The organism is Pseudoneobacillus rhizolycopersici, from assembly GCF_054786815.1.
Genome location: NZ_JBTOOE010000001.1, coordinates 404,726 through 430,362, shown reverse-complemented (window position 1 = coordinate 430,362; position 25,637 = coordinate 404,726). Strand labels below are relative to the sequence as shown.

The 25,637-nt window shown below is 37.4% G+C and carries 26 protein-coding genes and 1 pseudogene; 26 read left to right on the top strand and 1 reads right to left on the bottom strand.

The window, feature by feature from the left end; all coding sequences use genetic code 11:
- Positions 1-54: 54 nt before the first annotated feature.
- The 24 genes from ACX9YW_RS02245 to ACX9YW_RS02130 all read left to right on the top strand — a co-directional run bounded on the left by ACX9YW_RS02245 (position 55) and on the right by ACX9YW_RS02130 (position 22,188).
- On the top strand, positions 55-1,188 hold the full coding sequence (locus ACX9YW_RS02245) for a conserved virulence factor C family protein (protein ID WP_460341063.1): 1,134 nt from the start codon (positions 55-57) through the stop codon (positions 1,186-1,188).
- A gap of 85 nt (positions 1,189-1,273) precedes the next feature.
- Positions 1,274-1,711 carry a BrxA/BrxB family bacilliredoxin gene (locus tag ACX9YW_RS02240; protein WP_460341060.1) on the top strand — a complete coding sequence of 146 codons (438 nt, stop codon included), beginning with the start codon at positions 1,274-1,276 and terminating at the stop codon, positions 1,709-1,711.
- A 43-nt stretch (positions 1,712-1,754) separates the two neighbouring features.
- Positions 1,755-2,546, top strand: coding sequence for a class I SAM-dependent methyltransferase (locus ACX9YW_RS02235; RefSeq protein ID WP_460341057.1), 792 nt, complete (start codon positions 1,755-1,757; stop codon positions 2,544-2,546).
- Between the two features lie 68 nt (positions 2,547-2,614).
- Positions 2,615-3,205, top strand: coding sequence for a YpjP family protein (locus ACX9YW_RS02230; RefSeq protein ID WP_460341054.1), 591 nt, complete (start codon positions 2,615-2,617; stop codon positions 3,203-3,205).
- 130 nt (positions 3,206-3,335) lie between these two features.
- On the top strand, positions 3,336-4,040 hold the full coding sequence (locus ACX9YW_RS02225) for an anthrax toxin lethal factor-related metalloendopeptidase (RefSeq protein WP_460341051.1): 705 nt from the start codon (positions 3,336-3,338) through the stop codon (positions 4,038-4,040).
- A 102-nt stretch (positions 4,041-4,142) separates the two neighbouring features.
- Positions 4,143-5,123 (top strand): thymidylate synthase, encoded by a 981-nt coding sequence (locus tag ACX9YW_RS02220; protein WP_460341048.1) that lies wholly within the window; start codon positions 4,143-4,145, stop codon positions 5,121-5,123.
- 45 nt (positions 5,124-5,168) lie between these two features.
- The gene (locus tag ACX9YW_RS02215; RefSeq protein WP_460341045.1) at positions 5,169-5,666 is read left to right on the top strand and encodes a dihydrofolate reductase; all 498 of its coding nucleotides are present in this window, start codon (positions 5,169-5,171) and stop codon (positions 5,664-5,666) included.
- 190 nt (positions 5,667-5,856) lie between these two features.
- Entirely contained in the window at positions 5,857-6,051 is a 195-nt protein-coding gene (locus ACX9YW_RS02210) for a twin-arginine translocase TatA/TatE family subunit (RefSeq protein WP_460341042.1), read from the top strand.
- Positions 6,052-6,111: 60 nt separating this feature from the next.
- Positions 6,112-6,855, top strand: coding sequence for a twin-arginine translocase subunit TatC (gene tatC, locus ACX9YW_RS02205; protein ID WP_460341039.1), 744 nt, complete (start codon positions 6,112-6,114; stop codon positions 6,853-6,855).
- Positions 6,856-7,034: 179 nt separating this feature from the next.
- The gene (locus ACX9YW_RS02200; protein ID WP_460341036.1) at positions 7,035-7,286 is read left to right on the top strand and encodes a DUF2535 family protein; all 252 of its coding nucleotides are present in this window, start codon (positions 7,035-7,037) and stop codon (positions 7,284-7,286) included.
- Positions 7,287-7,421: 135 nt separating this feature from the next.
- Positions 7,422-8,264 carry a DegV family protein gene (locus ACX9YW_RS02195; protein ID WP_460341288.1) on the top strand — a complete coding sequence of 281 codons (843 nt, stop codon included), beginning with the start codon at positions 7,422-7,424 and terminating at the stop codon, positions 8,262-8,264.
- A 123-nt stretch (positions 8,265-8,387) separates the two neighbouring features.
- A complete protein-coding gene (locus ACX9YW_RS02190; RefSeq protein WP_460341033.1) occupies positions 8,388-10,019 on the top strand; it encodes an ATP-binding protein in 1,632 nt (543 codons plus the stop codon).
- Between the two features lie 103 nt (positions 10,020-10,122).
- Positions 10,123-10,695, top strand: coding sequence for an SCO family protein (locus tag ACX9YW_RS02185; protein ID WP_460341030.1), 573 nt, complete (start codon positions 10,123-10,125; stop codon positions 10,693-10,695).
- A gap of 103 nt (positions 10,696-10,798) precedes the next feature.
- A complete protein-coding gene (locus ACX9YW_RS02180) occupies positions 10,799-11,635 on the top strand; it encodes an SGNH/GDSL hydrolase family protein (RefSeq protein ID WP_460341027.1) in 837 nt (278 codons plus the stop codon).
- Complete coding sequence (locus ACX9YW_RS02175) at positions 11,635-12,219, top strand: YpmS family protein (protein WP_460341024.1); 585 nt, start codon at positions 11,635-11,637, stop codon at positions 12,217-12,219. Before ACX9YW_RS02180 ends, ACX9YW_RS02175 begins: the two co-directional genes overlap by 1 nt.
- Before the next feature lie 112 nt (positions 12,220-12,331).
- Positions 12,332-13,684, top strand: coding sequence for an aspartate aminotransferase family protein (locus tag ACX9YW_RS02170; protein WP_460341021.1), 1,353 nt, complete (start codon positions 12,332-12,334; stop codon positions 13,682-13,684).
- Between the two features lie 3 nt (positions 13,685-13,687).
- Positions 13,688-14,380: a CoA transferase subunit A gene (locus ACX9YW_RS02165; protein WP_460341018.1), complete on the top strand. Its 693-nt coding sequence runs from the start codon at positions 13,688-13,690 to the stop codon at positions 14,378-14,380.
- Positions 14,365-15,030, top strand: a complete 666-nt coding sequence (locus ACX9YW_RS02160) for a 3-oxoacid CoA-transferase subunit B (RefSeq protein WP_460341015.1) — start codon at positions 14,365-14,367, stop codon at positions 15,028-15,030. Before ACX9YW_RS02165 ends, ACX9YW_RS02160 begins: the two co-directional genes overlap by 16 nt.
- 128 nt (positions 15,031-15,158) lie before the next feature.
- Positions 15,159-16,436, top strand: a complete 1,278-nt coding sequence (locus ACX9YW_RS02155; RefSeq protein WP_460341012.1) for a peptidase — start codon at positions 15,159-15,161, stop codon at positions 16,434-16,436.
- Positions 16,437-16,488: 52 nt separating this feature from the next.
- Positions 16,489-17,907, top strand: a complete 1,419-nt coding sequence (locus ACX9YW_RS02150) for an aldehyde dehydrogenase family protein (protein WP_460341009.1) — start codon at positions 16,489-16,491, stop codon at positions 17,905-17,907.
- Positions 17,908-17,956: 49 nt separating this feature from the next.
- Positions 17,957-18,826 (top strand): putative beta-lysine N-acetyltransferase, encoded by an 870-nt coding sequence (gene ablB, locus ACX9YW_RS02145; RefSeq protein ID WP_460341006.1) that lies wholly within the window; start codon positions 17,957-17,959, stop codon positions 18,824-18,826.
- Between the two features lie 53 nt (positions 18,827-18,879).
- The gene (locus ACX9YW_RS02140) at positions 18,880-20,292 is read left to right on the top strand and encodes a sigma-54 interaction domain-containing protein (protein WP_460341003.1); all 1,413 of its coding nucleotides are present in this window, start codon (positions 18,880-18,882) and stop codon (positions 20,290-20,292) included.
- Positions 20,293-20,465: 173 nt separating this feature from the next.
- Positions 20,466-21,896, top strand: a complete 1,431-nt coding sequence (kamA, locus tag ACX9YW_RS02135) for a lysine 2,3-aminomutase (RefSeq protein WP_460341000.1) — start codon at positions 20,466-20,468, stop codon at positions 21,894-21,896.
- Positions 21,897-21,906: 10 nt separating this feature from the next.
- Positions 21,907-22,188, top strand: coding sequence for a YokU family protein (locus ACX9YW_RS02130; RefSeq protein WP_460340997.1), 282 nt, complete (start codon positions 21,907-21,909; stop codon positions 22,186-22,188).
- 308 nt (positions 22,189-22,496) lie between these two features.
- Here ACX9YW_RS02130 and ACX9YW_RS02125 read toward each other — a convergent pair whose 3' ends face one another.
- Positions 22,497-24,194, bottom strand: coding sequence for a M3 family oligoendopeptidase (locus ACX9YW_RS02125; protein WP_460340994.1), 1,698 nt, complete (start codon positions 24,192-24,194; stop codon positions 22,497-22,499).
- A 256-nt stretch (positions 24,195-24,450) separates the two neighbouring features.
- On the opposite strand from ACX9YW_RS02125, the pseudogene ACX9YW_RS02120 reads away from it, so the two are divergent.
- Positions 24,451-24,794 (top strand): annotated as a pseudogene (locus ACX9YW_RS02120) (lysine 2,3-aminomutase); the annotation flags it as partial.
- A gap of 30 nt (positions 24,795-24,824) precedes the next feature.
- Positions 24,825-25,106 (top strand): YokU family protein, encoded by a 282-nt coding sequence (locus tag ACX9YW_RS02115; RefSeq protein WP_460341285.1) that lies wholly within the window; start codon positions 24,825-24,827, stop codon positions 25,104-25,106.
- Positions 25,107-25,637 lie beyond the last annotated feature (531 nt).

The window sequence follows — 25,637 nt, the reverse complement described above, 5'->3', positions numbered from 1 at the left end:
TGAAAAGCTGGTTATGGTAAACTGGTTTAAAGAAAATGTAAAAAGGATGATTCGATGAAAATCATTTCAATAGAGCCAACACCAAGCCCAAACACAATGAAAGTCATTTTAGACCAAGAATTGGCGATGGGGAAAAGCCATAACTATAAAAAAGATCAGCATGAAGGGGCACCTGAAGTAATCCAACAAATTCTTGCTATAGAAGGGGTTAAGGGTGTCTACCATGTTGCAGATTTTCTTGCTGTAGAACGAAATGCTAAGTATGATTGGAAAGAAATTTTACCAAAGGTTAGGGGAGCTTTTGGGGAGGAAACAACTTTAGTTGGAACTGAAAGCGGGTCGGTTAATCAACATTTTGGTGAAGTAAAAGCCCAGGTGCAAATGTTTAAGGGAATTCCCTTACAAATAAAGCTTACTGAGGATGATATAGAGAAACGTTTTGGTCTTCCTGATCTTTATAAAAATGCTGCATTTGAAGCACAGTTGCCTGGTGACAATTATATTCTTCTCCGCAAATGGCAGGATTTTGGCATTCGCTATGGTGATATAGAGCAAATTGGACAAGAAATTTTAGAAGAATTGCTAGCTGCCTATCCAGAAGAACGGGTGAAGCAGTTAGTCAATGAAGCGAAAAAGGATACGGATGAAATTTCAGTAAGAAAGAATCGTACGAAGAAGAGAATTACACTCGCAGATTTTGCTCACAATGATTGGCGAATCCGTTATCAGGCTCTAGAGCAAATGGAAGATCCGACTATCCAAGATCTAGCTGTTCTGAAACAGGCTTTAAAAGATGAGAAAATGTCAATCCGCAGATTGACAACGGTTTATGTCGGGATGGTGGAGGATAAACAAGTTCTACCTCTTCTTTATCAAGCTTTGAAAGATTCTTCAGTAGCAGTAAGAAGAACCGCAGGAGATTGTTTATCCGATTTAGGATTCGAAGAAGCGATTCCTGAAATGTGTCGTGCCTTGAAGGATTCCAGCAAACTTGTACGATGGAGAGCTGCGATGTATTTATTTGAAGTTGGTGACAAGAGTGCCTTACCTGCTTTAAAAGCTGCCGAAAATGATCCTGAATTTGAAGTAAGTCTACAAGTGAAAATGGCGATTGAACGTATTGAAGGTGGCGAAGAGGCAAAGGGTTCTGTCTGGAAACAAATGACGGAAGCCCGAAAAAATGATTAAATTTCTGAGGGCACTTCTTTGCATGGTGTAAGTAAAATATAGTATGCTTACCCTAAAGGATGATTAATTTTTGGAGGTTTTACACATGTCAATGGCATATGAAGAATATATGAGACAAATGGTTATTCCAATGCGTCAAGAATTAACACAATCGGGATTTCAGGAATTATTAACAGCCCAAGCCGTAGATGAGTTTATGAACAATGTAGAAGGAACTACATTAGTTGTTGTCAATTCTGTATGCGGTTGTGCGGCAGGTTTGGCACGTCCAGCTGCCACTCAAGCTGTGTTACGTACTGAGAAACAACCCAACCATTTAGTAACTGTTTTTGCTGGTCAAGACAAAGAAGCGACGGCTAAAATGCGCGAGTATTTTGGTGATATTCCACCATCTTCACCATCGATGGCTTTGTTAAAAGGGAAAGAAGTTGTACATTTTATTCCGAGACATGATATTGAAAGCGTCCCAATGGAAGCAATCATGGAAAATCTTTTAACAGCGTTTGAAACAAAAATGGACTAAGGGTGCCCTTTATTGGCATCCTTTTTGTATAGGTGATGGACTTATGTTTGTTACAACAGCAGGAAGAACGAATGAAGAGATGATTTTACAAGCAAAAGCGATCTCTTATGAATTAGGTGTTCCCTTTCTAGAACGAAAAAAACAATCAGTCGAGTTCATGCAACGGGAGTGGGGAGGCTCATGTATCGTAGTTGGAAAGGAAAGGCTGGAGCTATATCCATTTGGTGAAAAGACGGCCTTTTTCTTTCATCCTAATTCAGCTATGTTTCGAATTAAGCGATTATGTTTAGGAGAATCTGATCCTTTTGTGGATGTTTGTAAGTTATCTGATGGAATGAGTTTTTTAGATTGTACCTTAGGACTTGCTTCTGATAGCATTGTTGCTAGCTTTGTAGTAGGTGCATCAGGGAAGGTTATTGGCCTTGAAGCGGATAAGTATTTAAGTTTTATCGTTGGAACGGGACTAAGGAAATGGTCTTCTGGCCGGGCTATTATCGATGAGGCCATGAGAAGTGTGGAAGTAAATCATGCTTTTAGTTATGACATTTTAAAGAGTTTGCCAGCAGAAAGTTTCGATTGTGTTTACTTTGACCCGATGTTTGACAAAAAAATTCTCGAATCTGATGGTATAAAGTCCTTAGGTAAGATTGCTGTATATGATGATTTACGGGCAGAGTGGATTGAAGAAGCCCTGAGAGTGGCTCGTCAAAGAGTTGTTTTAAAGGATCATTATTTAAGCAAAAGATTTACCCAGTTTGGCTTTGAGGTATTGAGAAGAAAAACAGCGAAATTTCATTATGGTGTCATAGAAAAAGAAATTTTTATGAAAAAATAAACCTCGTACTTTTAAATTTTCTGAAAAAAGAAGTATAATAGTTTAAAAGAGGAAGGGAGGAATCCTGTATGCCAAAATGGTTACGCAAAAGTTTAGTCGTGATGATTACTGTTTTATCGTTTGGAATGGTGACTCCCTCACAGGCAGCTTGGTTAGAGGAACTTGGACAAGATCCTGGTTTTAAGCGTGATATTTTAGAATCAGAACCTCGAAATTCCGATCTTGAAGTTGAGAGTGAAAGCACTGTATCCACAAGAGAGCAATTTTTAGATGACATTCTTACTCAAGCGGAAATCTATTCGTATCAAAAATTTGGAACAAAAATAAAACCAGTGATTGAAGATGAATTTAAAGAGGTCATTTTACCTGAAATTGAAAAGGTCATGGAGGAGATGACAAAACAATTTCCTGAGAATAACCTCCAATACTTAGCTATTTCGGAATTCCCAAGTGGTGGGGTCTCTGAAAGGATTTTTCATATCACTAACCAATTGACTGGTGAGGATTTGATTCGTTTCCATGTAAGACGGGATAACCCACCACAAGAGGGTTATTGGTTTAATTTTCACTATCATACTTATACTGATGGCTTTCAGGAGCATTTTCCACTTGGAACAATCTATTGGGCGAAAAATATGCCACCGAAGTGGATGAGCTAAATTGGTAAAAGAACTCGGTCATTGGGGTGGCCGGTTTTTTTTGTTACATTTTTCCTAACACCTTTAATCATATTTTGAACCAGTTTACTATGATATAATTTTAGTAGAATAAAATTAAGGTGTTGTAAATATGAAAAAACTACCCATTTTTTTTAGTGTTCTGATACTATCATTATCTATTTATCGTATTTCTCATGCAACAAATGATAGTCGCAGACTATCGGACTTTTCGAAAGATACTATTCTTCAAAAAACATTAGAAGAGATTCCAGCTAATGTGCTAGAAAATATTATTACCTTTCCAAAAGCAACTTTTGATCAGCTGGAGGCAGCGAAAATTGTTAATCATATATCCTTACTCTCACCAAAATTGTTAGGAAAAATGAACCAAAAAAGAATTATTGTGAAATTATTCGTGGGGAAACTGACAGATAATCCAACAGCCAGTCACTTAAAAGGTGTGATCCCGAGGGGATACCAATCCAACACAACGTGGGATGATGTTCCTGGAATTGGCGGGGGAAAAACAGTTCTTGTCAAAATTGGCTCAAGTGAAAAAGGAAAAGGACATGGATCAATAAACCTTGAACTCCATGAGCTTGCACATTCAATTGATCACATAATTTTAAATGATTTAAGAAATAATCATACTTTCTTAATGATTTGGGAGCAAGAAAAGGCGTCACTATTTCCAAATCAGAGCTATTTTTTAAACTATCCCGAAGAATATTTCGCAGAAACATTTGCGATGTATTATTATAGTGATGAAACACGGCAAACTTTATATCAATTTGCTCCTCTAACCTATGACTTTATATATCGTGAAACCCAATGAGCTGGAAATCCCGGCTCATTTTTTTGTGTTAAGTAGACTTCCTTCTTTCTGAATATGTTAAAATCATTATGTATGAGTGATAAATATTCGAGGTGAAATAAATTGTCGAATGAGTTAGAACAAATATATTTAGATTTTTTACAACATATTTTAGACAAAGGTGAAATAAAAAAAGACCGAACGGGAACAGGGACAATCAGTGTTTTTGGTTATCAAATGCGTTTTGATTTATCTAAAGGATTTCCTCTATTTACAACAAAACGTACACCTTTCCGCTTAATCGCAAGTGAGTTATTATGGTTCATTAAAGGGGATACCAATATTCGTTATTTACTTCAAAATAATAATCATATCTGGGATGAATGGGCTTTTAAAAAGTGGGTTGAATCTGACGAGTACATAGGTCCAGATATGACGGATTTTGGGAACCGGTGCTTAGTAGATGAAGAATTTAATTATTTATATCAAGCTGAAATGCAGAAGTTCTGTCAGAATGTCTTAGAAGACGATGATTTTGCCGCAAAGTATGGTGACCTAGGTAATGTGTACGGCAAACAATGGCGTAATTGGACAACCTCAACAGGAGAAACAATAGATCAATTAAAAGATGTTATTAAACAGATAAAAATCAATCCAGATTCCCGTCGATTAATTGTAAATGCCTGGAATCCCGAGGATGTAATCAATGCTGGGGCCAAAGGAAGTAAAGCTGCCTTACCACCTTGCCATGTAATGTTCCAATTCTATGTCGGTAATGGTAAATTAAGTTGCCATTTACTACAACGCAGTGCTGATTCGTTTTTGGGATCAAACTTCAACATCCCTTCATACTCATTATTAACCCACTTAATTGCAAGAGAATGTGGATTAGAAGTTGGTGAGTTTGTGTACAGCATTAGTGATGCACATATCTATTTAAACCATGTAGAGCAAGTAAAAGAGCAATTATCACGTCAATTAAGACCACTGCCTACTTTAAACATTAATCCAGATAAAAAATCAATCTTTGATATTGAAGTAGAGGACTTGAAAATTATTGGATATGACCCTCATCCTAGTATAAAGGCTCCAATTGCGGTATAAGATTGTAGGGTATCCACATTCTCATATTTAAGGAGAGGTGAACGTATGATTTCGTTTATTTGGGCGATGGATGAAAACCGAGTGATTGGGAAAAACAATCAACTTCCTTGGCATCTTCCCGAGGACTTAAAGTTTTTTAAAAGAGTTACAATGGGTCATCCTGTTGCGATGGGAAGAAAAACCCATGAATCGATTGGGCGGTTATTGCCTGGACGTGAAAATATTGTGATTACGAGAAACCCGGATTTTGAATGTGAGGGCTGTACGGTTGTTTCTTCGGTCGCAGACTTCAAAAGCTATTGTCAAAAGCTTGATACAGAAGTATTTGTTATAGGTGGTTCGGAAATTTTTCGAGAGTTATTGCCAGTAGTGGACAAGCTATATCTAACGATGATCCACCATCAATTTGATGGAGATACGTATTTTCCAGAGATTTCACTTTCTGATTTTAAGTTGATTTTTCAAGAAAAAGGGATTCGCGACGAACTGAATCCATATGACTACGAATTTTTGATATACGAAAAAATAGGGAGTTTAACGTAAGAAACTGGCTTTTGAAGAAACGTCTGGATTCAGACGTTTTTTAAAATTAGTGGACAAATAAGTCTATTCTCGTTACTATATTTACGTTAGATGTGAAATTCTTATGAACTTTGGGTTTGCACTATTCAAATCCTAGTTCTAAGTACTATAATCATTATAGGGTTTAAATTTTATTAAGGGGTGTAACTACATGTTATCAAATATTGGAGTACCTGGATTAATCTTAATTTTAGTTTTAGCTTTGATTATATTTGGTCCTAAAAAATTACCTGAAATCGGAAGAGCTTTTGGTCAAACACTTCGTGAATTCAAAAAGTCTACCCGTGAATTAACTAGTGATGTAATGGAAGAATTTGAAGAAGAAAAGAAAAACGCGCTTAAATAAGGTGTAAGAGATTTTATCTCGCACCTTTTTTTCTTCAAAACAAATGGGTAGGGGAATACTATGGAAGATAAGGAATTGAATTTAGTAGATCATTTAGATGAATTGAGAAAACGCTTGATTATTTCAGCGGTAGCTTTTGTAGCATTTTTTGTCGTAGGCTTCATCTATGTAAAGGATATCTATTCTTGGTTTGTTCGTGATCTTGATATAAAATTAATTGCATTAGGACCTAGTGACATCGTTTGGATTTATTTTATGCTCGCGACAATTGTAGCAATAGCTGGAACGATACCTGTCCTGGCTTTACAAATTTGGTTGTTTGTTAAACCAGCTCTTAAACCAATTGAACGTAAAATATCCTTGTCGTATATACCAGCATTATTTATCTTATTTATCGTTGGTCTAGCATTTGGTTATTTTGTCATTTTTCCAACCGTATTAAGTTTTCTAATTGAGCTTAGCGGGGATATGTTGGTTGCAAACTTTACAGCAGACAAGTATTTTCGGTTTGTAATGAATATGACCTTGCCATTTGGTGTATTGTTTGAACTACCGGTAATCGTTATGTTTCTTACATCATTGGGAATCATCAACCCTTATGTTCTTTCAAAAATTCGCAAATATGCTTATTTTATTTTAATTATTATTGCCGTTCTCATTACTCCTCCTGATTTTATGTCAGACTTCCTTGTTACGGTCCCATTGCTTGTATTATATGAAATCAGCATCAATTTATCGAAAATTGTTTACCGTAAGAAGTTAAAAAAGGAGAAAGAATGGGAAGAGAGTACAGAACAAGCATAGTAAGTTGAAATAAGACTCTGGTAAAATACCAGAGTTTTTTTTAGATAATGGAGTTGTGTAAATTTTAGGAATAGTCGAAAAAAGTCATAAATATTTTATAAAATACGCACAAACAGACACATTTCGAGTGAATTATAGGTTATAATAGATTCAAACGGGTAAAAAAGAGGATTGATAATTTGTTGTTCAAAAGCCTAGAGTTCAAAAATGTTGTTGGACAGAAGGTAAAAGTCATGGATATTCCTGTATTGGAGGAAGATAACCGGTATTATTTTATGATCCAAGTCCGTTTGCAATCGTTTATTACTATGCTTTACAAGGAACCGAAAGCAAAAAAATGCTATTCCTTTCGAGATTATTTAAAGCGCACTTTAAAATGGCCTGATTATGAGGAATTATACAAAATAGGCGAATTGAAAAATAATGCTTAGAACTTTTACTTGAGAATCGGATTTTCGATTCTCTTTTTATGTTTGATGCATATTAAGAAAGTTTTTCAATCAAATCATAAATCTGTATAATGGACATAGAAAATGGGTTTACCTATACAGGAGTGAAACGAAATGATAGATAAAATTAAAATTGTCACTGATTCAACTGTTGATATAAACGAAGAAATATTAAAAAAAAATAATATTGAAGTAGTTCCTTTAACGATAACGATTGATAATCAATCTTACATAGACAGAGTTGATATTACACCTGAGGAATTTTTGATGAAAATGAAAAAGGCAAAGGAACTCCCGAAAACTTCTCAACCTGCAACAGGTGCATTCCTTGAATTGTATGATCGGTTAGCGGAGGAAGGTTACGAGGTACTCTCCATTCATATGACAGGTGGTATGAGTGGTACCGTTCGTTCTGCGGAAAGTGCTGCCCAAATGGCAAAAGGGAAGGTTACAGTAGTTGATTCCAGATACATATCCAAAGCTCTTTCGTTTCAAGTATTAGAAGCAGCGGAATTGGTAAATGAGGGAAAAACGGTTGCGGAAATTGTTCATCACCTTGAACATGTAAGAAAGCAAACGCGTTTATACATAATGGTTGATACTCTGGAGAATCTTGTAAAGGGTGGGCGAATCGGAAAAGGTAGAGCATTTATCGGGTCATTATTAAATATTAAACCAATTGCTTCATTAGACGGCGGTGAATACACGCCAGTTGCAAAGGTAAGAAGTCATTCACAAGTGAAAAAGTATTTATTGAAACAATTTTCTGAGGATATTGCCGGTAAAAAGGTCAAGCGAGTCGGAATGGCCCATACAAGGGCGATTGAGCTTACTGAGCAATTGAAAACAGAAATAGAGAATTTAACAGGCTTTAAGCAAATTGGAATTGATTATACGACTCCTGTTATAGCCACGCATACAGGATTAGGTGCAATCGCCCTAATGTATTATTTCGAATAAAGTATTTTAGTAACCTAAGTAGGTAAAAACTACTTAGGTTTTTTGTCTAAAACTGTAAATAAAAAGAGGATATGAAAGGGAGTTTGTCGAATTTCCTATTTATAGTAATTTGAAGGGAAAGTTATGATGAGGCTCAAAGGTTTTTTTCGAAATTTATCGTTATATAAAAAGATATTATTATTTTCTTTTATGATGACCTTTCTTGTTGTCGTTTCAACAGCTGGAATAAGTTTCGTTAATCAATCAAGTCAACTTAAGGACCAATTAACTGATAAAGTAGTGGGTGTTGCATCGTTATGGAGTGCGACGATTCCACCGGAAGATGTTATCGGTGCCAAAAAACATAAAGACCAGGAACATCCGACTTCTAAGCGTATCAATCATATTGTCTCAATGATAAATGAACGAAGTGGAGATTATATAGACGGATATATATTTGATGCGAAGGTTTACCAACAAAACAAACTTTATTTTGTATCCGTTTCCAAAAAAGGGAACGAAAATGGATTCGTTAATTTTACGTATTATCATGCAGGCCGGGAATATTTGCGTGCCTTTCAAAACACCATCAAACAAAAAAATGTCCAGTTTACCAAAATCCATCGCGATCAATATGGTACTTGGGTTACAGCATTTGCCCCAATATTAGATCAAAACGAGAAGGTTATCGCAGTGTTAGGTGTGGATGTTGACGCGTCTATTATTGAGAAAAACCAGAAAAGAATCGCCTTGTATTTATTTGGGTCTTTTCTGTTTATTACCATTTTTGTTTTCTTTTCCTTAAGATGGGGCCTAAAAAAAGTTACAGAACCCATTAATGAGATTATTTCCGGAATAAATCAAGTAAGCTCTGGTAATTTTGAGGTGAAACTGATAGTTCAGGATGAATCGGATTTAGGCAGATTAGGGAAAACCTTTAATCAAATGACTGACAAATTATCGGTTTTGTTTGAACAATTATCAGTTACTTCAAAGGAGTTAGGTCACCCAAATAAGGATGCAAAGCTTTTATATCGGTTTGAAGATGCCATTGACGAAATGGAGCAAATTATTGAGAAAACTAGACTTCAGAAAGAGTTGCAACGAGCAGAAAAAATGAATGCAATAGGCCAGCTTGCTGCCTCCGTAGCCCATGAAATTAGAAATCCAATGACTGTGGTAAAGGGATTTTTACAAATATTCCTTGGTAAAAAACATATGACAGAAGAAGAACATAGCTATATTCAGTTAATGATTGATGAGTTAAATAGGGCTGAAATCATTATTAATGATTATTTATCGCTGGCTAAGCCTGATTTTAATCAAGAAGCGGAAATAATAAACGCCAATGAATTGACCATTAAAGTGATGGACCTAATGAATTCCTATGCTCTGCTTTCAAAGAGTATCCAATTGGAAACAATTTTACCAAAAGACGTTTGGATAAAAGGGAATAAAAGTGAGATTAAACAGGTATTAATCAATATCTTAAAAAACGGAATTGAAGCGATGAAGGAAGGCGGACAATTAACGATAAAGGTATCTGAAGAAAATGATATGGCCGTGTTTTCGATTAGTGATACCGGAATCGGGATGACAGTAGAGGAACTTTCTAGGTTAGGAACAGCCTTTTATTCCTTAAAAGAAAAAGGTACTGGAATAGGATTAATGGTTTGCTATCAGATTATTGAAAGAATGAAAGGGAAAATCGAGGTAGAAAGCACGAAGGGTGTAGGCACAACGTTTAATATTTATTTACCACTTTCAAATGAATAATAAATATTGACCTAACAGCGAAAACAAGCGCTTTTCTTTTCTTATTAACAAAGGTTTGTTAAAATAATTTTTATGATGATAATTAGAAATGAAGGTGCTTTTTGTGTTTAAGAAATGGACTATTTTTGTTTTAATTTTGTTTGTAGTAACCGCCTGTGGAAAAAAACAGATAGAAAACCCCTTAAATTGGAAAGTTGGTGATTTTAACTTTACCAACCAAAATGGCGAAGAGTTTGGACTAGGGAATCTTAATGGGAAGGTTTGGATAGCCGACTTTATTTTTACCAATTGTGAAGATGTGTGCTTACCGATGACTTATAATATGCAAAAGTTGCAGGATATGGCAAAAAAAGAAGGAATTGAAAATTTACAATTTGTTTCCTTTAGTGTCGATCCTGGTATAGATACACCTGAAATTCTTAAGGAATATGGAGTCAAATTTAATGCTGATTTTAATAACTGGAACTTTTTAACTGGTTATGATCAAAATACAATTGAAAAATTAGCGTTCGATAGTTTTAAAGCTTGGGTAAAAAAACCACAAAAAGGCGACCAGGTTATCCATGGCACTGATTTCTATTTAGTTGGACCAGAAGGAAAAATCTTGAAAACCTATACAGGTTTAAATGAAATTCCAATGGAAGACATCATTAGTGATATCAAAACCCTACAGTAGTAGCTGTAGGGTTTTTTACTCTAACCCTTTGGATAATCTCGGATTGAATCCCATTTTTAGAGTTATAATATCTATATAATTTCAATAAAATGGGGTGATGCATTTGAAAAAAGCTATCCTCTTACCTATTCTTTTTGTATTCATTTTATCGGCATTTTCAACTGGAATGAGTACAAAAGTTCATGCTGAATTCCATTCAAATCGAACAGGCCCGTCATTGGTAAAAAGGCAAATCTCACAAGACTTTATACCAATTAACTTAAAAATTGCCTCAATTGGTGACTCTTTAACAAAGGGAGTCGGTGATAGTACGGAAAGAGGAGGGTACATTCCCTTTCTAAAAACAAGTCTTGAAAATACAAAAGGGATAAAAAAGATTGAAATTGTTAATTTAGGTATTAAAGGTCTAAAAAGTTCCGATTTAATTGTTCAACTAAGAAAAAGATCCGTCCAAAATGAGCTTAAAAGCTCTAATATGGTCATATTAACAATTGGTGGAAACGATATAATGAAAGTAGTAAAGGGGAATATTTCGAATTTGCAAAAAAGCGATTTCACCCTTGCTAGGGATAAATTTGAAAGCAATTTGTATTCTATTATCGATCTAATTAGAAAATCACATCCACGTATCCCGATTATTTTAGTTAGTCTTTATAATCCTTTTTTTATTTGGTTTTCTGACGTGAAGGAATTGGAGGAAATTTTAACAGATTGGAATATGGTCGGCAATCAAGTCATTGATACATACGATAATACTTATTTTGTCAGCATTGATGACCTGTTTAAAGTACCTAATAGACAATTATTGTCCTCCGATAACTTTCATCCCAATGATAGGGGTTATCAATTAGTTTCTCGCCGCATTTATGAAACAATAACTGAAAAAACAATAGAGGACTATTCTCGTGATATTTATATGGTCCGTAAAGAGGAGAAATAATGTTGAAAAAGGCTAGTTGGAAAAGTTGGTTTTTCCTTTTGTTAGGTATAAACATATGTATTTTACTTTATTTTATCATATCTATTTCATTGCCAATAAAGGATTATAAAATTAGACATGAGAAAAATGCATTAGAGGGATATGTCCCATTTCTCATTCATACTGAAAAGGATAATCTTACTAGGGTAATTAACCATTATGTGGAAAAGGAAGTGTCAGGTGGGCCAATTCAATATCAGGTTGTGATTGGAGATGAGGTGGAACTTTACGGAACCATCCCTATTTTCTCAGAAGAAATTGAAATGAAGATGACTTTTGAACCAAAGGGACTTGATAATGGGGATTTGGTTCTCCATCAAAAATCAATGGCAATTGGCAAAATGCAATTACCTGTTGCGTATGTATTAAAATTTATAGCTGATCAATATCGATTACCAAAAGGGGTAACGATTCAGCCAAATGAAAAATCAATTTACGTTTCAATGGATAGGCTTAAATTAAAATCTGATTTTAAAATCAGGGTTAATGAGTTCGATTTAAAACGAGATCAAATTTCTTTTCAATTATATGTACCGATTAAATAAGGTGGCCTCCTTTTTGGAGAGTCACCTATATTTATTTTGATTTAAGTTTTCTTAAATAAAATTTAGTTTCATATACTCTAGTATATTGTCCATTTTGAGGTGGGGTGTAAAGGTGGGGGAATCCAATTTAATTAAACCATTGTTAGATGAAAATTATCCAACCATTGACTATGGCAAAGGCGTTTATCTGTATGATTTGGAAGGGAAAAAATATTTAGATGGTTCTTCTGGAGCTGTGACAGCTAATATTGGTCATGGTGTACAGGAAATTATTAATGCGATGCTTGAGCAAGCACAAAGGGTTTCCTTTGTGTATCGGTCCCAATTTACAAGTGAATCTGCTGAAAAGTTGGCTGAAAAAATAGCGGAAATGACGATGGGGGATCTAAATTGGAGCTTCTTCGTTAATAGTGGTTCCGAAGCTACTGAGACTGCTATGAAAATCGCCATTCAATATTGGCAGGAAAAAGGTGTAAAAACGAAAAATAAAGTTCTGTCGAGATGGGTAAGTTATCACGGAATTACATTAGGTGCTTTGTCTCTATCGGGGCATTCGGCAAGGCGCGCCAGGTTCGTTCCTTTATTGCAGGATTTCCCTATTATAAATCCGCCCTATTGCTATCGGTGTCCATATAATTTGGAAGCACCTGGGTGTGGATATTTATGTGCCCATGAGCTGGAAAATGCCATAAATCGAATTGGTGCTACACAGATTGCTGCGTTTATTGCAGAACCGGTTATTGGAGCAGCTGGGGGAGCGATTACACCACCTGATGGATATTTTCAAGAAATCAAAGATATATGTGAACGCCATGAAATTCTTTTTATTGCCGATGAAGTGATGACAGGTTTTGGACGTACCGGAAAAACACTTGCCATGGAGCATTGGGGGGTTATTCCTGATATTGTCGCTTTAGGAAAGGGAATGGGTGCTGGGTATGCCCCCATTGCGGCTGCTTTAGTAAGCGAACGGGTGATGGAACCGATTATGAAGGGATCAAAGGTTGTCATGAGTGGTCATACTTTAAGTGCCAATCCGCAAACTTGTGCGGTTTCCCTTGCTGTCCTTGAGTATTTGGAAAAAAACGAGGTTATTAAAGAAGTAGATTCCAAAAGTCATTATCTGCGTAATCTTCTGGCTAAATTGGAATTAGAATTTGAATTCATTGGTGATATACGTGGAAAAGGACTATTAATCGGCATTGAAATTGTTCAAAATCGTAAAACGAAAGAACCGTTTCCAAGACAAATGCTTGTCACACAAAAATTAGTTCAACTTGCGGGGAAGAATGGTCTCCTAATCTATCCAGCAGGTGCCGGGATTGACGGTGTTAATGGTGATGCCATTATCATTGCCCCACCACTTACGATTACGAAAAGAGAAATGCAAGAATTAACGAGATTATTAAAGGTGACAATGCAGAATTTTACCGAGTTTATCTCTACTAATAAAGGTGTGGAATAGATAATGGACAATTTATTTGGAAAATTAACGACTTTAGAGAGGATAACGCCGTTTTTTCATGATGGAATGTCACTCATGTTTGGAGGATTTGGTGGGGTGGGCTCGCCTCCGGATTTAATTGATGCGATTATCGAAAAAAATGTTAAGGATTTAGTACTAATAGGTAATGATACCGGATTCCCACATATCGGGATTGGCAAAATTGTCAGCCTTGGTCGAGCTAAAAAGGTAATCGCCTCTCATATTGGTTCCAATCCAATCGCCGGGAAACTGATGAATGAAGGGAAAATGGAAGTCGAATTCTCCCCGCAAGGGATTTTGGCTGAACGTATTCGTGCCGGTGGCGTTGGTCTCGGCGCAATATTGGCCGATATTGGGATGGATAATGAGATAGTTTCAGGGGATAAACCACGATTTGTGCTTAATGGAAAGGAATATTTGATTGAAACGGCTTTAACGGCTGAGGTTTCAATTGTTTTTGCCAAAAAGGCAGATCCGTATGGAAACTTGATTTATGATAAAAGTGCTCGCAATACAAATCCTCTTGTTGCGATGGCTGGAAATATTACGATAGCCGAAGTGGAAGAAATAGTACCATTAGGAAGTTTAAACCCAGAAGAAATTATGACACCAGGGGTTTTTGTGGACTATGTTATTCCATCGAAGGGAGTGAATTGGAAATGGGCATGGGAGTAGATAGTAGAAACAGAATGGCTAAACGGGCTGCTGAAGAGATTCATAATGGGATGGTAGTCAATTTAGGAATTGGGATTCCATCCCTAGTTCCGAACCATCTCCCTAGCCATTATCAGGTTATGTTTCATGCTGAAAATGGAATTATTGGTATGGGGGGAAGTCCTCCTAAGGGAGAGGAAGATGAAAATCTATGCAATGCAGGCGGGTTCCCGGTAACCATTCGCTCTGGAGCGTCCTATTGCGACAGTGCAATTGCTTTCGGTATGATAAGGCGCGGGCGCATTGATGTTACGATATTAGGGGCCCTCCAGGTTAGTCAATTTGGCGATTTAGCCAATTGGATTGTACCGGGTAAAAAGGTTCCGGGTATGGGAGGGGCAATGGAATTAGCCCAGAAAGCAAAGAAGGTCATCGTTGTGATGAATCACTTCGATAAAAATGGCTTGTCCAAAATCGTTCCCGAATGTACCCTGCCATTAACATCAGCAAAATGCGTTGACCTCATTATAACTGAACTGGGTGTGTTTGAAGTAACCAATAAAGGTTTACTACTAAAAGAAATCTTCCACCCAACCACCATCACCGACATACAAAAATCTACACCATGTCCAATTCAAATCACCAAAACAATCAAAACCATACAATACTAACACTTTAACGCTCTAAAGCAAGTACATGATTAAAACACCAAAACACTTTAGTGCTTTAGTGTTTTAATAGATTTGGGGACAGTCCCCACATGCTTTAAAGCGTTAAAGTTAGAAGGAGTGGAGCGGCTTTGGAGCAGCGGTTAGTTGTGAAGGAGTGGTTGAAGCAGAATCGGGCTCGTGGGGCAAGGTTGTTGCAGAAACTTGTACAGGAGGATAGTACACGTGGGAAGGAAAGTAGTGCCCAGGCGATTGTGATTGAAAAATGCCGTCAGCTCGGTTTAGAGCTTGATATTTGGGAGATTGGCCAGAGCTCATTGTTCGAACATCCTGCCTTTTATTCTGATAGGAAAGACTTCAAAGGTAATCCTAATGTTGTTGGGGTATTAAAAGGAACGGGAGGGGGCAGGTCCATGCTCCTTAATGGCCATATTGACGTCGTTCCAGCAGGGGATTTGTTAACCTGGAATGATGATCCGTTTAGTGGTCATATTCAGGAAGGGAAGTTATTTGGTAGAGGGACTACTGATATGAAAGGTGGCAATGTAGCTCTTCTATTCGCTTTAGAAGCCTTAATTGCTAATAGCATCAAATTGAAGGGTGATGTGATTTTTGAAAGCGTGATTGAAGAAGAAAGTGGGGGGGCAGGTACGCTTGCTGCAGTACTAAGAGGTTATAAAGCAGACGGAGCTATTATTCCTGAACCGACAAACATGAAGTTATTTCCGAAACAACAAGGCTCAATGTGGTTTCGGATTACTGTAAATGGGAAGGGAGCCCACGGTGGGACCAGATATGAAGGAGTTAGTGCGATCGAAAAAATGATGCTTGTCGTAAAAAGTTTACAAGAGTTAGAGACAGAAAGAAATTCACGAATCACGGACCCTTTATATAACAACATCCCAATCCCGATTCCAGTTAATATCGGAAAAATTGAAAGTGGACAGTGGCCTTCTTCGGTTCCAGACCTTGCGATAATTGAAGGAAGAATCGGGGTTGCCCCAGAAGAAACGATGGATCATGCTAGAGAAGAACTAGAAAATTGTATCCAAAAACTTTGCCTCAAGGATAACTGGTTAAAGGAACACCCACCTACTATCGAATGGTTTGGCGGACGATGGATTCCTGGAAGCTTAGAAAATAATCACCCTTTAATGGATTGCTTGACGAAATGCTTTATGGAAGTAAAAAAACAACCGCCTGTGATTGAAGCATCCCCGTGGGGAACCGATGGTGGTATTCTATCAACTATAGGTGGGACACCTGTGGTTGTTTTTGGACCTGGAGTAACGGAGGTAGCACATCATTCAAATGAATATATCGTCCTAGAGGAATTATTTGACGCAGCGGAAATCATCGCCTATTGTTTAATGGATTGGTGTGAACTTGCTAACGATACGACGGGGTGAAAAATTGACATCCATTCAATGTGAGTCAATTAACTAGAGAGGGGGAGATTTTTTGAAGAAACAACTATGGATTAATGGGAAAAATAGTGAAACAACACAATTTTATGATTTAATCAACCCTTACTCAGGTAAAAAAATTGCAGAAATTGCCACTGCAAATACACATCAAGTGGAAGAAGCGATAGCATCTGCTGTAGAAGCATTTCGAACTTGGAAAAATACGCCTGCTTATCGTCGAGCTGAAATATTAGAAAAAGTTGTTGACTTACTGAAAGAGCAACAAGAGGAATGTGCAAAAATGATTGCTTTAGAAGCTGCTAAGCCGATAAAAATGGCTAGAACTGAAGTAGAAAGAACAATCATGACCTACCAGTTTGCAGCAATAGAAGCTCGCAAAATTCATGGTGAAACGATTCCACTTGATGCAGCGCCTGGGGGGGAGAATCGCATTACGTTCACCGTTCGCGAACCACTTGGGGTAATTGCCGCCATAACACCATTTAATTTTCCAATGAATCTTGTTGCCCACAAGGTTGGACCAGCAATCGCATCAGGGAATACTGTTGTATTAAAACCAGCTAGTCAAACTCCGCTAAGTGCTTATAAAATGGCAGAAATATTTCATGAAGCCGGACTCCCATCCGGAGTATTGAATATCGTAACTGGCAGTGGTCGTACAGTAGGAGATGTCTTGATTAAGGATAAGCGTGTAAAAATGATAACGTTTACTGGAAGTCCTGAAGTGGGCGAATATATAAAAGAAAATGCAGGTCTTAAGCGAGTGACATTAGAGCTTGGTTCAAATTCTGCTTTAATTATTGATGAAAATACAGATATTGATTCGATGATCCCACGAGTTATCACCGGAGCTTTTAGCTTCCAAGGCCAGGTCTGCATCTCCATTCAGCGCATTTATGTCCATCAATCTTTATATGAGCCGTTTGTTGACGCATTTGTGAAAGGGACAAAAAAATTAGTAATCGGCGACCCATTAGAGGAGGATACCGATATATCAGCGTTGATTTCCAAAACGGATGTAAAACGCGCAAAAGCTTGGGTCGAGGATGCTGTTGCTAATGGCGCTAAGTTGGCATATGGTTCCGAAAAAGGGGAAAGAATCATGGATCCTACGATTCTCTTAAATGTCGCCCCAACAGAAAAAATTTCTTGCCAAGAGGTGTTTGCCCCAGTCGTGCATGTCAATCCTTTTGAAGATTTTTCAGAGGCATTAAACCTTGTAAATGATTCTGAATTTGGTCTTCAAGCAGGTGTCTACACCCGCAATCTTCATCATGCCTTTCAAGCCGTTAAAAAGCTTGAGGTGGGTGGTGTCATGATCAATGATATTCCTACCTTCCGCGTTGATCATATGCCGTATGGCGGTGTAAAGATGAGTGGTATGGGACGCGAAGGAATTCAGTATGCCGTAGAAGAAATGACTGAATTAAAATTGGTTAGTTTTAAATTATAAGGCTGAGGGGGTGACTTGGGTCGCCCCCTTTTTAAAAGGAGTGAATAGAGTGAATGAGACTGCTAAGCAGTATGAAGTAGATCAATTAGGCTTCTGGATAGAAATTTACGAAGACCCCTTTAATAAACGAGTTCGTGTGGATGATTATTATGGAGATACCAACAATATAATCGAATATATGGAAGAGTTAATGAAACGATCCCAGTTGGAAAAGTTGATCATCAAAGTGAGGAGCGAACACTTTCATCCATTCCTTGAGAATGGCTATATATGTGAAGCCGTTATCGATGATTATTACCTCGGATCGAAAATGTTCTTTTTTACTAAATACTTTGAATCCAAAAGATTAATAAATGACCACTGGTTGACGGAAGACCAGATGCTAAAGAGCATTCATCAGTTAGAAATCCAGAAGGATACAGTAACTCCCCCAAAGGATTATCACTTGAAAAGAGTTGAACAACATGATGCCGAGAGGCTAGCTAAAGTTTATCGTACAGTTTTTCAGATTTATCCTACTCCCCTACATGATGTTGAATATATAAAAAAAACCATCTCGGAAGGGACAATTTATTATGCATTCTATTGTAATGGGGAAATTGTCAGTGCAGCCTCTGCAGAGGTAAACCAAGTATACCGAAATGCTGAGTTGACAGATTGTGCGACCTTACCCGATCACCGTAAGCATGGGCTAATGAAAATTCTTTTAAAAAAACTGGAAGAAGAGTTGTTCCGTGGAGGAATATATTGCTCGTATTCAATTGCCCGATCGTTATCATTTGGCATGAATGCTTGTCTCCATCAATTAGGCTATAAATATCGCGGCCGCTTAAAGAATAATGTTTTTATTTATGATAAGCTCGAAAATATGAATGTATGGGTCAAAAATTTAGCATTAGAGCCAAATATTCGGCAGTAAAGTGACAATTTTTCGGCACTTTCTCATATAGATAGTATGGGAGAGTGATTGGGTTGGTATTATTATCCGAAGTTTCAAATGAGGTTTTGGCAGCCATCTTAAAAACAATCGATGAAGGAATTCATGTTGTAAATACGGAGGGAATCACGATTTTTTATAATGAAGTAGCGGCCAAGCATGATGGATTAAGGCAGGAGGAGGTTTTGGAGAAGCCATTATTAGAGGCCTTTCCTTCTCTTTCTAAAGAAACGAGTACCCTATATAAGGTTCTTTTAACAAAGAAACCAATTTTTAATAGAGTCCAAACCTATTTAAATAAACACAGTGTGAGAATTGAAACAGTTAATACGACTTTACCGATTTTTGTTAAAGGGGAATTTTTTGGTGCTGTGGAGATTGCTAAGGACTATTCACGAATGAAACTTTTGACGGAGCGTCTCTTGGAGCTCCAAAAAGGACTTCATCTTCACAAAGCTCAAAAGGAATCCCCAAAAAATACTCATTATACATTAGATAGTATTATTACAGGAGATGAAAAATTTGAAGATATCAAAGCACGTGCGTATAAGCTAGCAAAAACAGATTCACCGATTCTCGTGTACGGTGAAAGTGGAACAGGAAAGGAATTAGTGGTTCAAGGAATTCACGCAGCTTCTAAACGTGCACATGGGCCATTTATTGCTCAAAATTGTGCCGCAATCCCTGAAAGCTTACTAGAAAGTATGTTGTTTGGCACTGCTAAAGGAAGCTACACAGGGGCGGTTGACCGGCCGGGATTATTTGAATTAGCGGATGGTGGTACCTTATTTTTAGATGAATTGCATACGATGCCCATTGAATTACAAGCGAAGCTTTTAAGGGTGCTTGAAGACGGGATTATTAGAAGGGTAGGCGGCGCCAAAAGTATTTCTGTTGATGTTCGTATTATTGCCGCCATGAATGAGCATCCAAACGAAGCTCTTTCACAACAAAAAATACGATTGGATTTATTTTATCGGCTAAATGTTCTTACATTCGAGCTAATACCCTTAAGAGAAAGAAAAGGAGACATTCCTCTATTAACCAAGTCATTTATTGATCATTTCAACAGCAGACTGGGGAAGAAAGTTCAAGGGATATCTAATGAGGTAGAGGCTCTGTTCTTACAATATAACTGGCCGGGAAATGTACGAGAACTTAAGCATACCATTGAGTATATGATGAATATGAGTGAGGATTACCAGCTAACCTTAGACGATTTACCACCGCTTTTTATTACCAAAAATCCCGAAAAAAAGGAAGTAGAAGTAAAAACTACAAATCTCTCGCTTAGAAAAAATCTCCAAGAACTAGAAACTGAGTTAATTTCTAAAGCTTTGGCGACTTGTAAAGGGAACATTAATCAAGCTTCCAAACTGTTGGAAATTCCAAGGCAAACGCTTCAATACAAACTACAAAAGTTCGCTAATAACCTAACTGCCGATTAATTGGCATTAGGTTATTTTTCTTTTCTTAAAAAACGTTGAATCCTGTAAACTGGAACATTAGTAAGCGTCCAATCATAGGCTATTGCAACCATTTAACGTATTTTACTGACTATTTTTAGTTTTGGCACATTTCTTGCAAATTGAAATGATAAAGTGACGGGAGGAGATTCGTGATGAAATCATTTTTATATAAACCAAAAAGACATTGGAAGGATATTGAGCTTTGGAAGGATGTGACCGAGGAGCAATGGAATGATTGGTTATGGCAATTAACGAATACGATAAGAACGCTTAAAGATTTGAAAAAGGTTATTAACTTGACACCAGACGAAGAAGAGGGTGTCAGAATATCAACGAAAACGATTCCTTTAAATATTACACCTTATTACGCATCGTTAATGAATCCGGATGATCCGCGTTGCCCAATTCGGATGCAATCAGTCCCTATCTCAAAGGAAATTTATAAAACGAAATATGATCTAGAAGATCCTCTCCATGAAGACGAAGACTCGCCTACACCTGGGCTAACCCATCGATATCCTGATCGGGTGCTATTCCTTGTGACTAACCAATGCTCAATGTATTGCCGTTATTGTACACGGAGGAGGTTTTCTGGACAGATTGGGATGGGAGTTCCAAAGAAACAGTTGGATGCTGCCATTGAATATATTCGCCAAACACCGGAAGTGCGAGACGTCCTAATTTCTGGCGGTGATGGCTTACTAATTAATGATAATATTTTAGAATATATTTTAAAAAATCTTCGTGCCATCGAGCATGTTGAAATCATCCGCATCGGCACACGGGCCCCGGTCGTTTTCCCGCAACGAATCACAGAAAACCTTTGCAACATCTTGAAAAAATATCATCCGGTTTGGCTTAACACTCATTTTAATACTTCCATTGAAATTACCGAGGATTCGAAAAGAGCCTGTGAGATGCTGGCCAATGCAGGAGTACCTGTTGGAAATCAATCCGTAATCTTAGCGGGAATAAACGACAGTGTCCCAATTATGAAGAAGCTGATGCATGATTTAGTTAAAATCAGAGTTAGACCATATTATATTTACCAATGTGACCTTTCGGAAGGGATTGGACATTTCCGTGCACCGGTTTCAAAGGGGTTAGAAATCATTGAAGGATTGAGAGGTCATACATCGGGGTACGCGGTCCCAACCTTCGTTTGTGATGCTCCTGGTGGGGGTGGGAAGATTGCGTTACAGCCTAATTATCTGATTTCTCAAAGTGCGGATAAAGTGGTGTTGAGGAATTTTGAAGGAGTAATCACATCATATCCGGAACCGGAGAATTATATACCTGGCCGAGCGGATGACTATTTCAAGGGAATCTATCATGAGTATGAAAAGTACAAATCAAATGTAGGGATAGCAGCAGTTATGAATGATAGTAAATTCAACCTTGTCCCTGAAGACCTGAACCGTTTGAATCGTAGAAAGAAATATCAAGAGGATTCATCACATTCTTCCTTAAAGGATAAACGTGAGAAGCGTGACGAGTTGAAGGAGAAGAAATTCCAGGCGCAACAAACTAAATCGGTTGATAGCCAAGCAGCCCAAAAGGAAGGTTCAACTACCGTTGAATAGGAGTGTGAATATGGATATATATTGCGAATGGTGCGGAGGAAAAGCCTCGAAAGGGGAAGGGACAGTTTATTGGGAGTTGCCTGATGGTTCGAGAGCCATTGAGATTACAGAAACGCCTACCGTTATCTGCAAGGAATGTGATATGGTGTACCAGCCTGATAGTGTAACTAAGGAAATTGAGGACCAATTGTTTATAGTTGATACAAAAAAGATTGGTAATTCCATAAGTTTTAAGGAATTGATGGAACTGCCTAGATTGTTGAAGAGAAATTATTTTGATTTTTCTTCTTAGAATTATTCTATTATTACCAGGCACTCAGCAATGGGTGCCTTTGTCATGTGATAAATCTACCTTGGGTTTGTATTAATTCGTGAATTAAAGGGAGATGTGGGTTAAGAGAATCTTCATTTGCTTAATGCGTAGTAGATGTATACTGCGCAATAAGTATTTTGCATTTTGGGTGAATTTGTGAAGGAATACCAGGATATTAAAAATGTTGCGGACAGAACCTTTGAAGATTAAAGCAAAAGGCACAACTTCATCAGTTGTGCTTTTTGCGCGTAAAACTCTATAAGAATGGTCCAGGTGCATCAACGTCGTTAATGAATGTCTTGAATAACTTTTTCTAAGAAGTCACCCATTTGCTTAACGACTGGCTCTGAAAAATCAAAACGGACTCCCGTTTTTTCATAAACCTTTGCGATAGATTGATTTAAGTCCGCACTTGCACCTTTTTTGAAGGATTCCACAGCCTGCTCGGGGTTTTTCTGATAATTCTCAAGTAATTGAAGAGCTCCGAGCATCGACATGGAGATTTCAATAGTATAGAAAGGAAATTGGAAGAAATGAGGGATGCCTAACCAACTCATTCCAATTTCCTTCTCAAGCCCTGAAATATCGACAGGGTTTAAGTCATAACGTTTTGAGATTTCAAAGAATTTTTCATCACGTTCTTTGGCAGTGTGAGTAGGATTTGTATACATCCAGTGCTGGAAGAGATCCCCTGATAGTGGGCCGATTATCATGGTAAAGGCAACTCTTAGCTCTTCACGCTGTGCGTTCTTAAGATCTTCTTTTTCGGGATAAAAACGATCCAGCTTATCCAATAAGAGCATTTGCATCCCAAAAGAATATAGTTCAGTAACTTCCGCTCGTAATTGGTAGTCTTCAACCGGACCGTGCTCGGAAAAACCAAGGTACTCATTCACCGCTTGACCCATTGCATGAATTAGGGCAAGTACTGAATTAAAGGTTGGACTTAAGTTCGAAAAAACAAAGCTATCCCCTGAAACAGGTAAGAATTCACAGAAAGCACCCGGGCCTTTTCCTTTCCGGTCTCCAAGGTCTAGTAACCCATGCTCTCTCATATAATCAAATCGCTCTCCAAAACAGGGATCGGTCTTTCCTAACATTTCAGAAACGCCAGCCATAAGAGTAGACACTTCGGAGTAGGGTGGGTTTTTCAACAATTTAGCCGTGTTATCCCAAGGCTGATAGGTATCGACACCAAGCATAGACTTAAAGACACCTTCGAGCCTGTTCCAAGCGGGGATAATATGCTTTTCTACGTTTTCATGAAAGTCATAACAATCTTGAACACTATACTCACGATTTTTGGCTACAAACATATAATCACGATAATTTTCAAAGCCTGCATGTAAAGCCATTTGATGGCGCACTTTAACGAGTTCGTCCATGATGGCATCCATTTCGGGTTTAATTTGACGATGGGCTGACATAAGGGCATGATACGCTTTTTCTCTTATTGCTCTATCTAGATGATTTTGCTGAGATCTGATAAACGGAAAAGGCTTTTCCTCCCCCTCCCATTCAACGGTTAATCCTCCCATAATCTCACTATACTTCGTACAGAGTTCTTGTTCTTTTACCATTAATGGAATGTTTTCTTCTCTGAACAGCTTCACTTTGGTCTCGCGAACGCGTCGCATTAAGCCGTAACGTTTTTCATCTAATTCATGAAAGTATGGAGACTTACAGCATTTCTCATTGCGTTTTGCTTCATATTTAAGTAAAAGTGGCTGGATGACTTGCTGATCGTGAAGATATGTCGACTTCATCTCAGCATCCTCTGTGTTTCGGTAGAAGTCGATTCGGTGTCCTACCATCACCTCATTGATTTTCATCATTAATTCCTTTTCATCTTGTAACCACTTTTCTAGATCAGAAACGGATTCGATTGGTAGATTTAGTAAGTTTCGAAATTGAGCATCTACCCCTTCTAGATTCTTCAAATCAACTAATTCTTTATAAAACTTTTGACTTAATTCTTTTGACATTAAATCACTTCCTCCCCGCTTTTTCGTTACATAATATATATATTATTGATTCCTATTGCTTAAATCTATTTTATATTTTAAAAATTCTGATGATTTAGACCGATAAGATTTATGAAGACCAAAAAGAGAGGATGATAAGGTCCAAACTAGAGATAGCATTACGAGTATTGGTAAAGCTAATTGATACTGCAAATTAGCAGGATAAAAAATCATCTTGATATGCAGTTTTTTGTTTTTTATACTTACAATAAAGAACGCAGTCCCAAGCTTTGTGGTTAATGCTCCTGGTGGGGGCGGGAAGATTGCGTTGTGTAGCCGAATTATTTAATTTCGCAGAGTGCTAATAAAGTAGTTCTACGAAACTTTGAAGGGGTCAACACCTCGTATCCGGAACCAGAGAATTACGTGCCAGGTAGAGAGGAGGATTATTTCAAAGGAATCTACAATTATTATGAAAAGAATAAATCAAATGTTGGAATAGCTACGGTCATGAATGACAGTAAATTTAACCTTATCCCTGAAGACTTGAACCGTTTAAATCGTAGAAAGAAGTATCAAGAGGATTCATCACATACTTCTTTAAAGGATAAAAGTGAGAAGGTTCAACTACTGTTGAATAGGAGTATGAATATAAATATATACTGCGAGTGGTGTGGAGGAAAAGCCTCGAAAGGGGAAGGGACAGTTTATTGGGAGTTGCCTGATGGGTCTAGGGCTATTGAGATTACGGCAACCCCTACCGTACTTTGCAATGAATGTGATATGGTGTTCCAGACTGGTACTGTAACTAAGGAAATTGTGGATGAATTGTTTTTGGTTGATACAAAAGCAATCGGTAACTCTATAAGTTTTAAGGAACTTATGGGGTTGCCAAGATTGTTGAAGAGAAATTATTTTGATTTTTCTTCTTAGCGTGATTTCTCAGGGCACTCAGTAAAAATGGGTGTCATTTATTATGTGATAAACCTATTTTTAAATTGACCTTTATTCTTCCCCGATTAAATGAAAGTGTGTTATGAGGAAGTTCTCATAAATATTCAGAATAATACAACTCGCGCTGTTGCTCTCTATCCCAAGGATTTGAGTCGGATAAGATGGCCATAAGGCTATCCATCAATATGAAAGAAGTTAAGGATATAATTAAAACATTTGAAAATCAACGGTAATCAAGTGGTTATTCATTAGGGCTTTCCAGAAGTTTCGCGACTTTTTAGAGGACTTTATTTCATAGTTATTTCAAGGTATTTCAGAGGATAATTTTTTATTTTACCTCATGATAAAATATCTTGTCAATAATAAATTTGTAATATTTTTAAAAAATGTTATAATAGTCTTACTATTATTTTTTCAATCGTATTCCAAATTCCGCTGTATTTTTTTTTGCAGATAGAATTGTGGATACGTTTTTTTATATCCTTTTTTAAACCGAAGAAAAATTCAAAT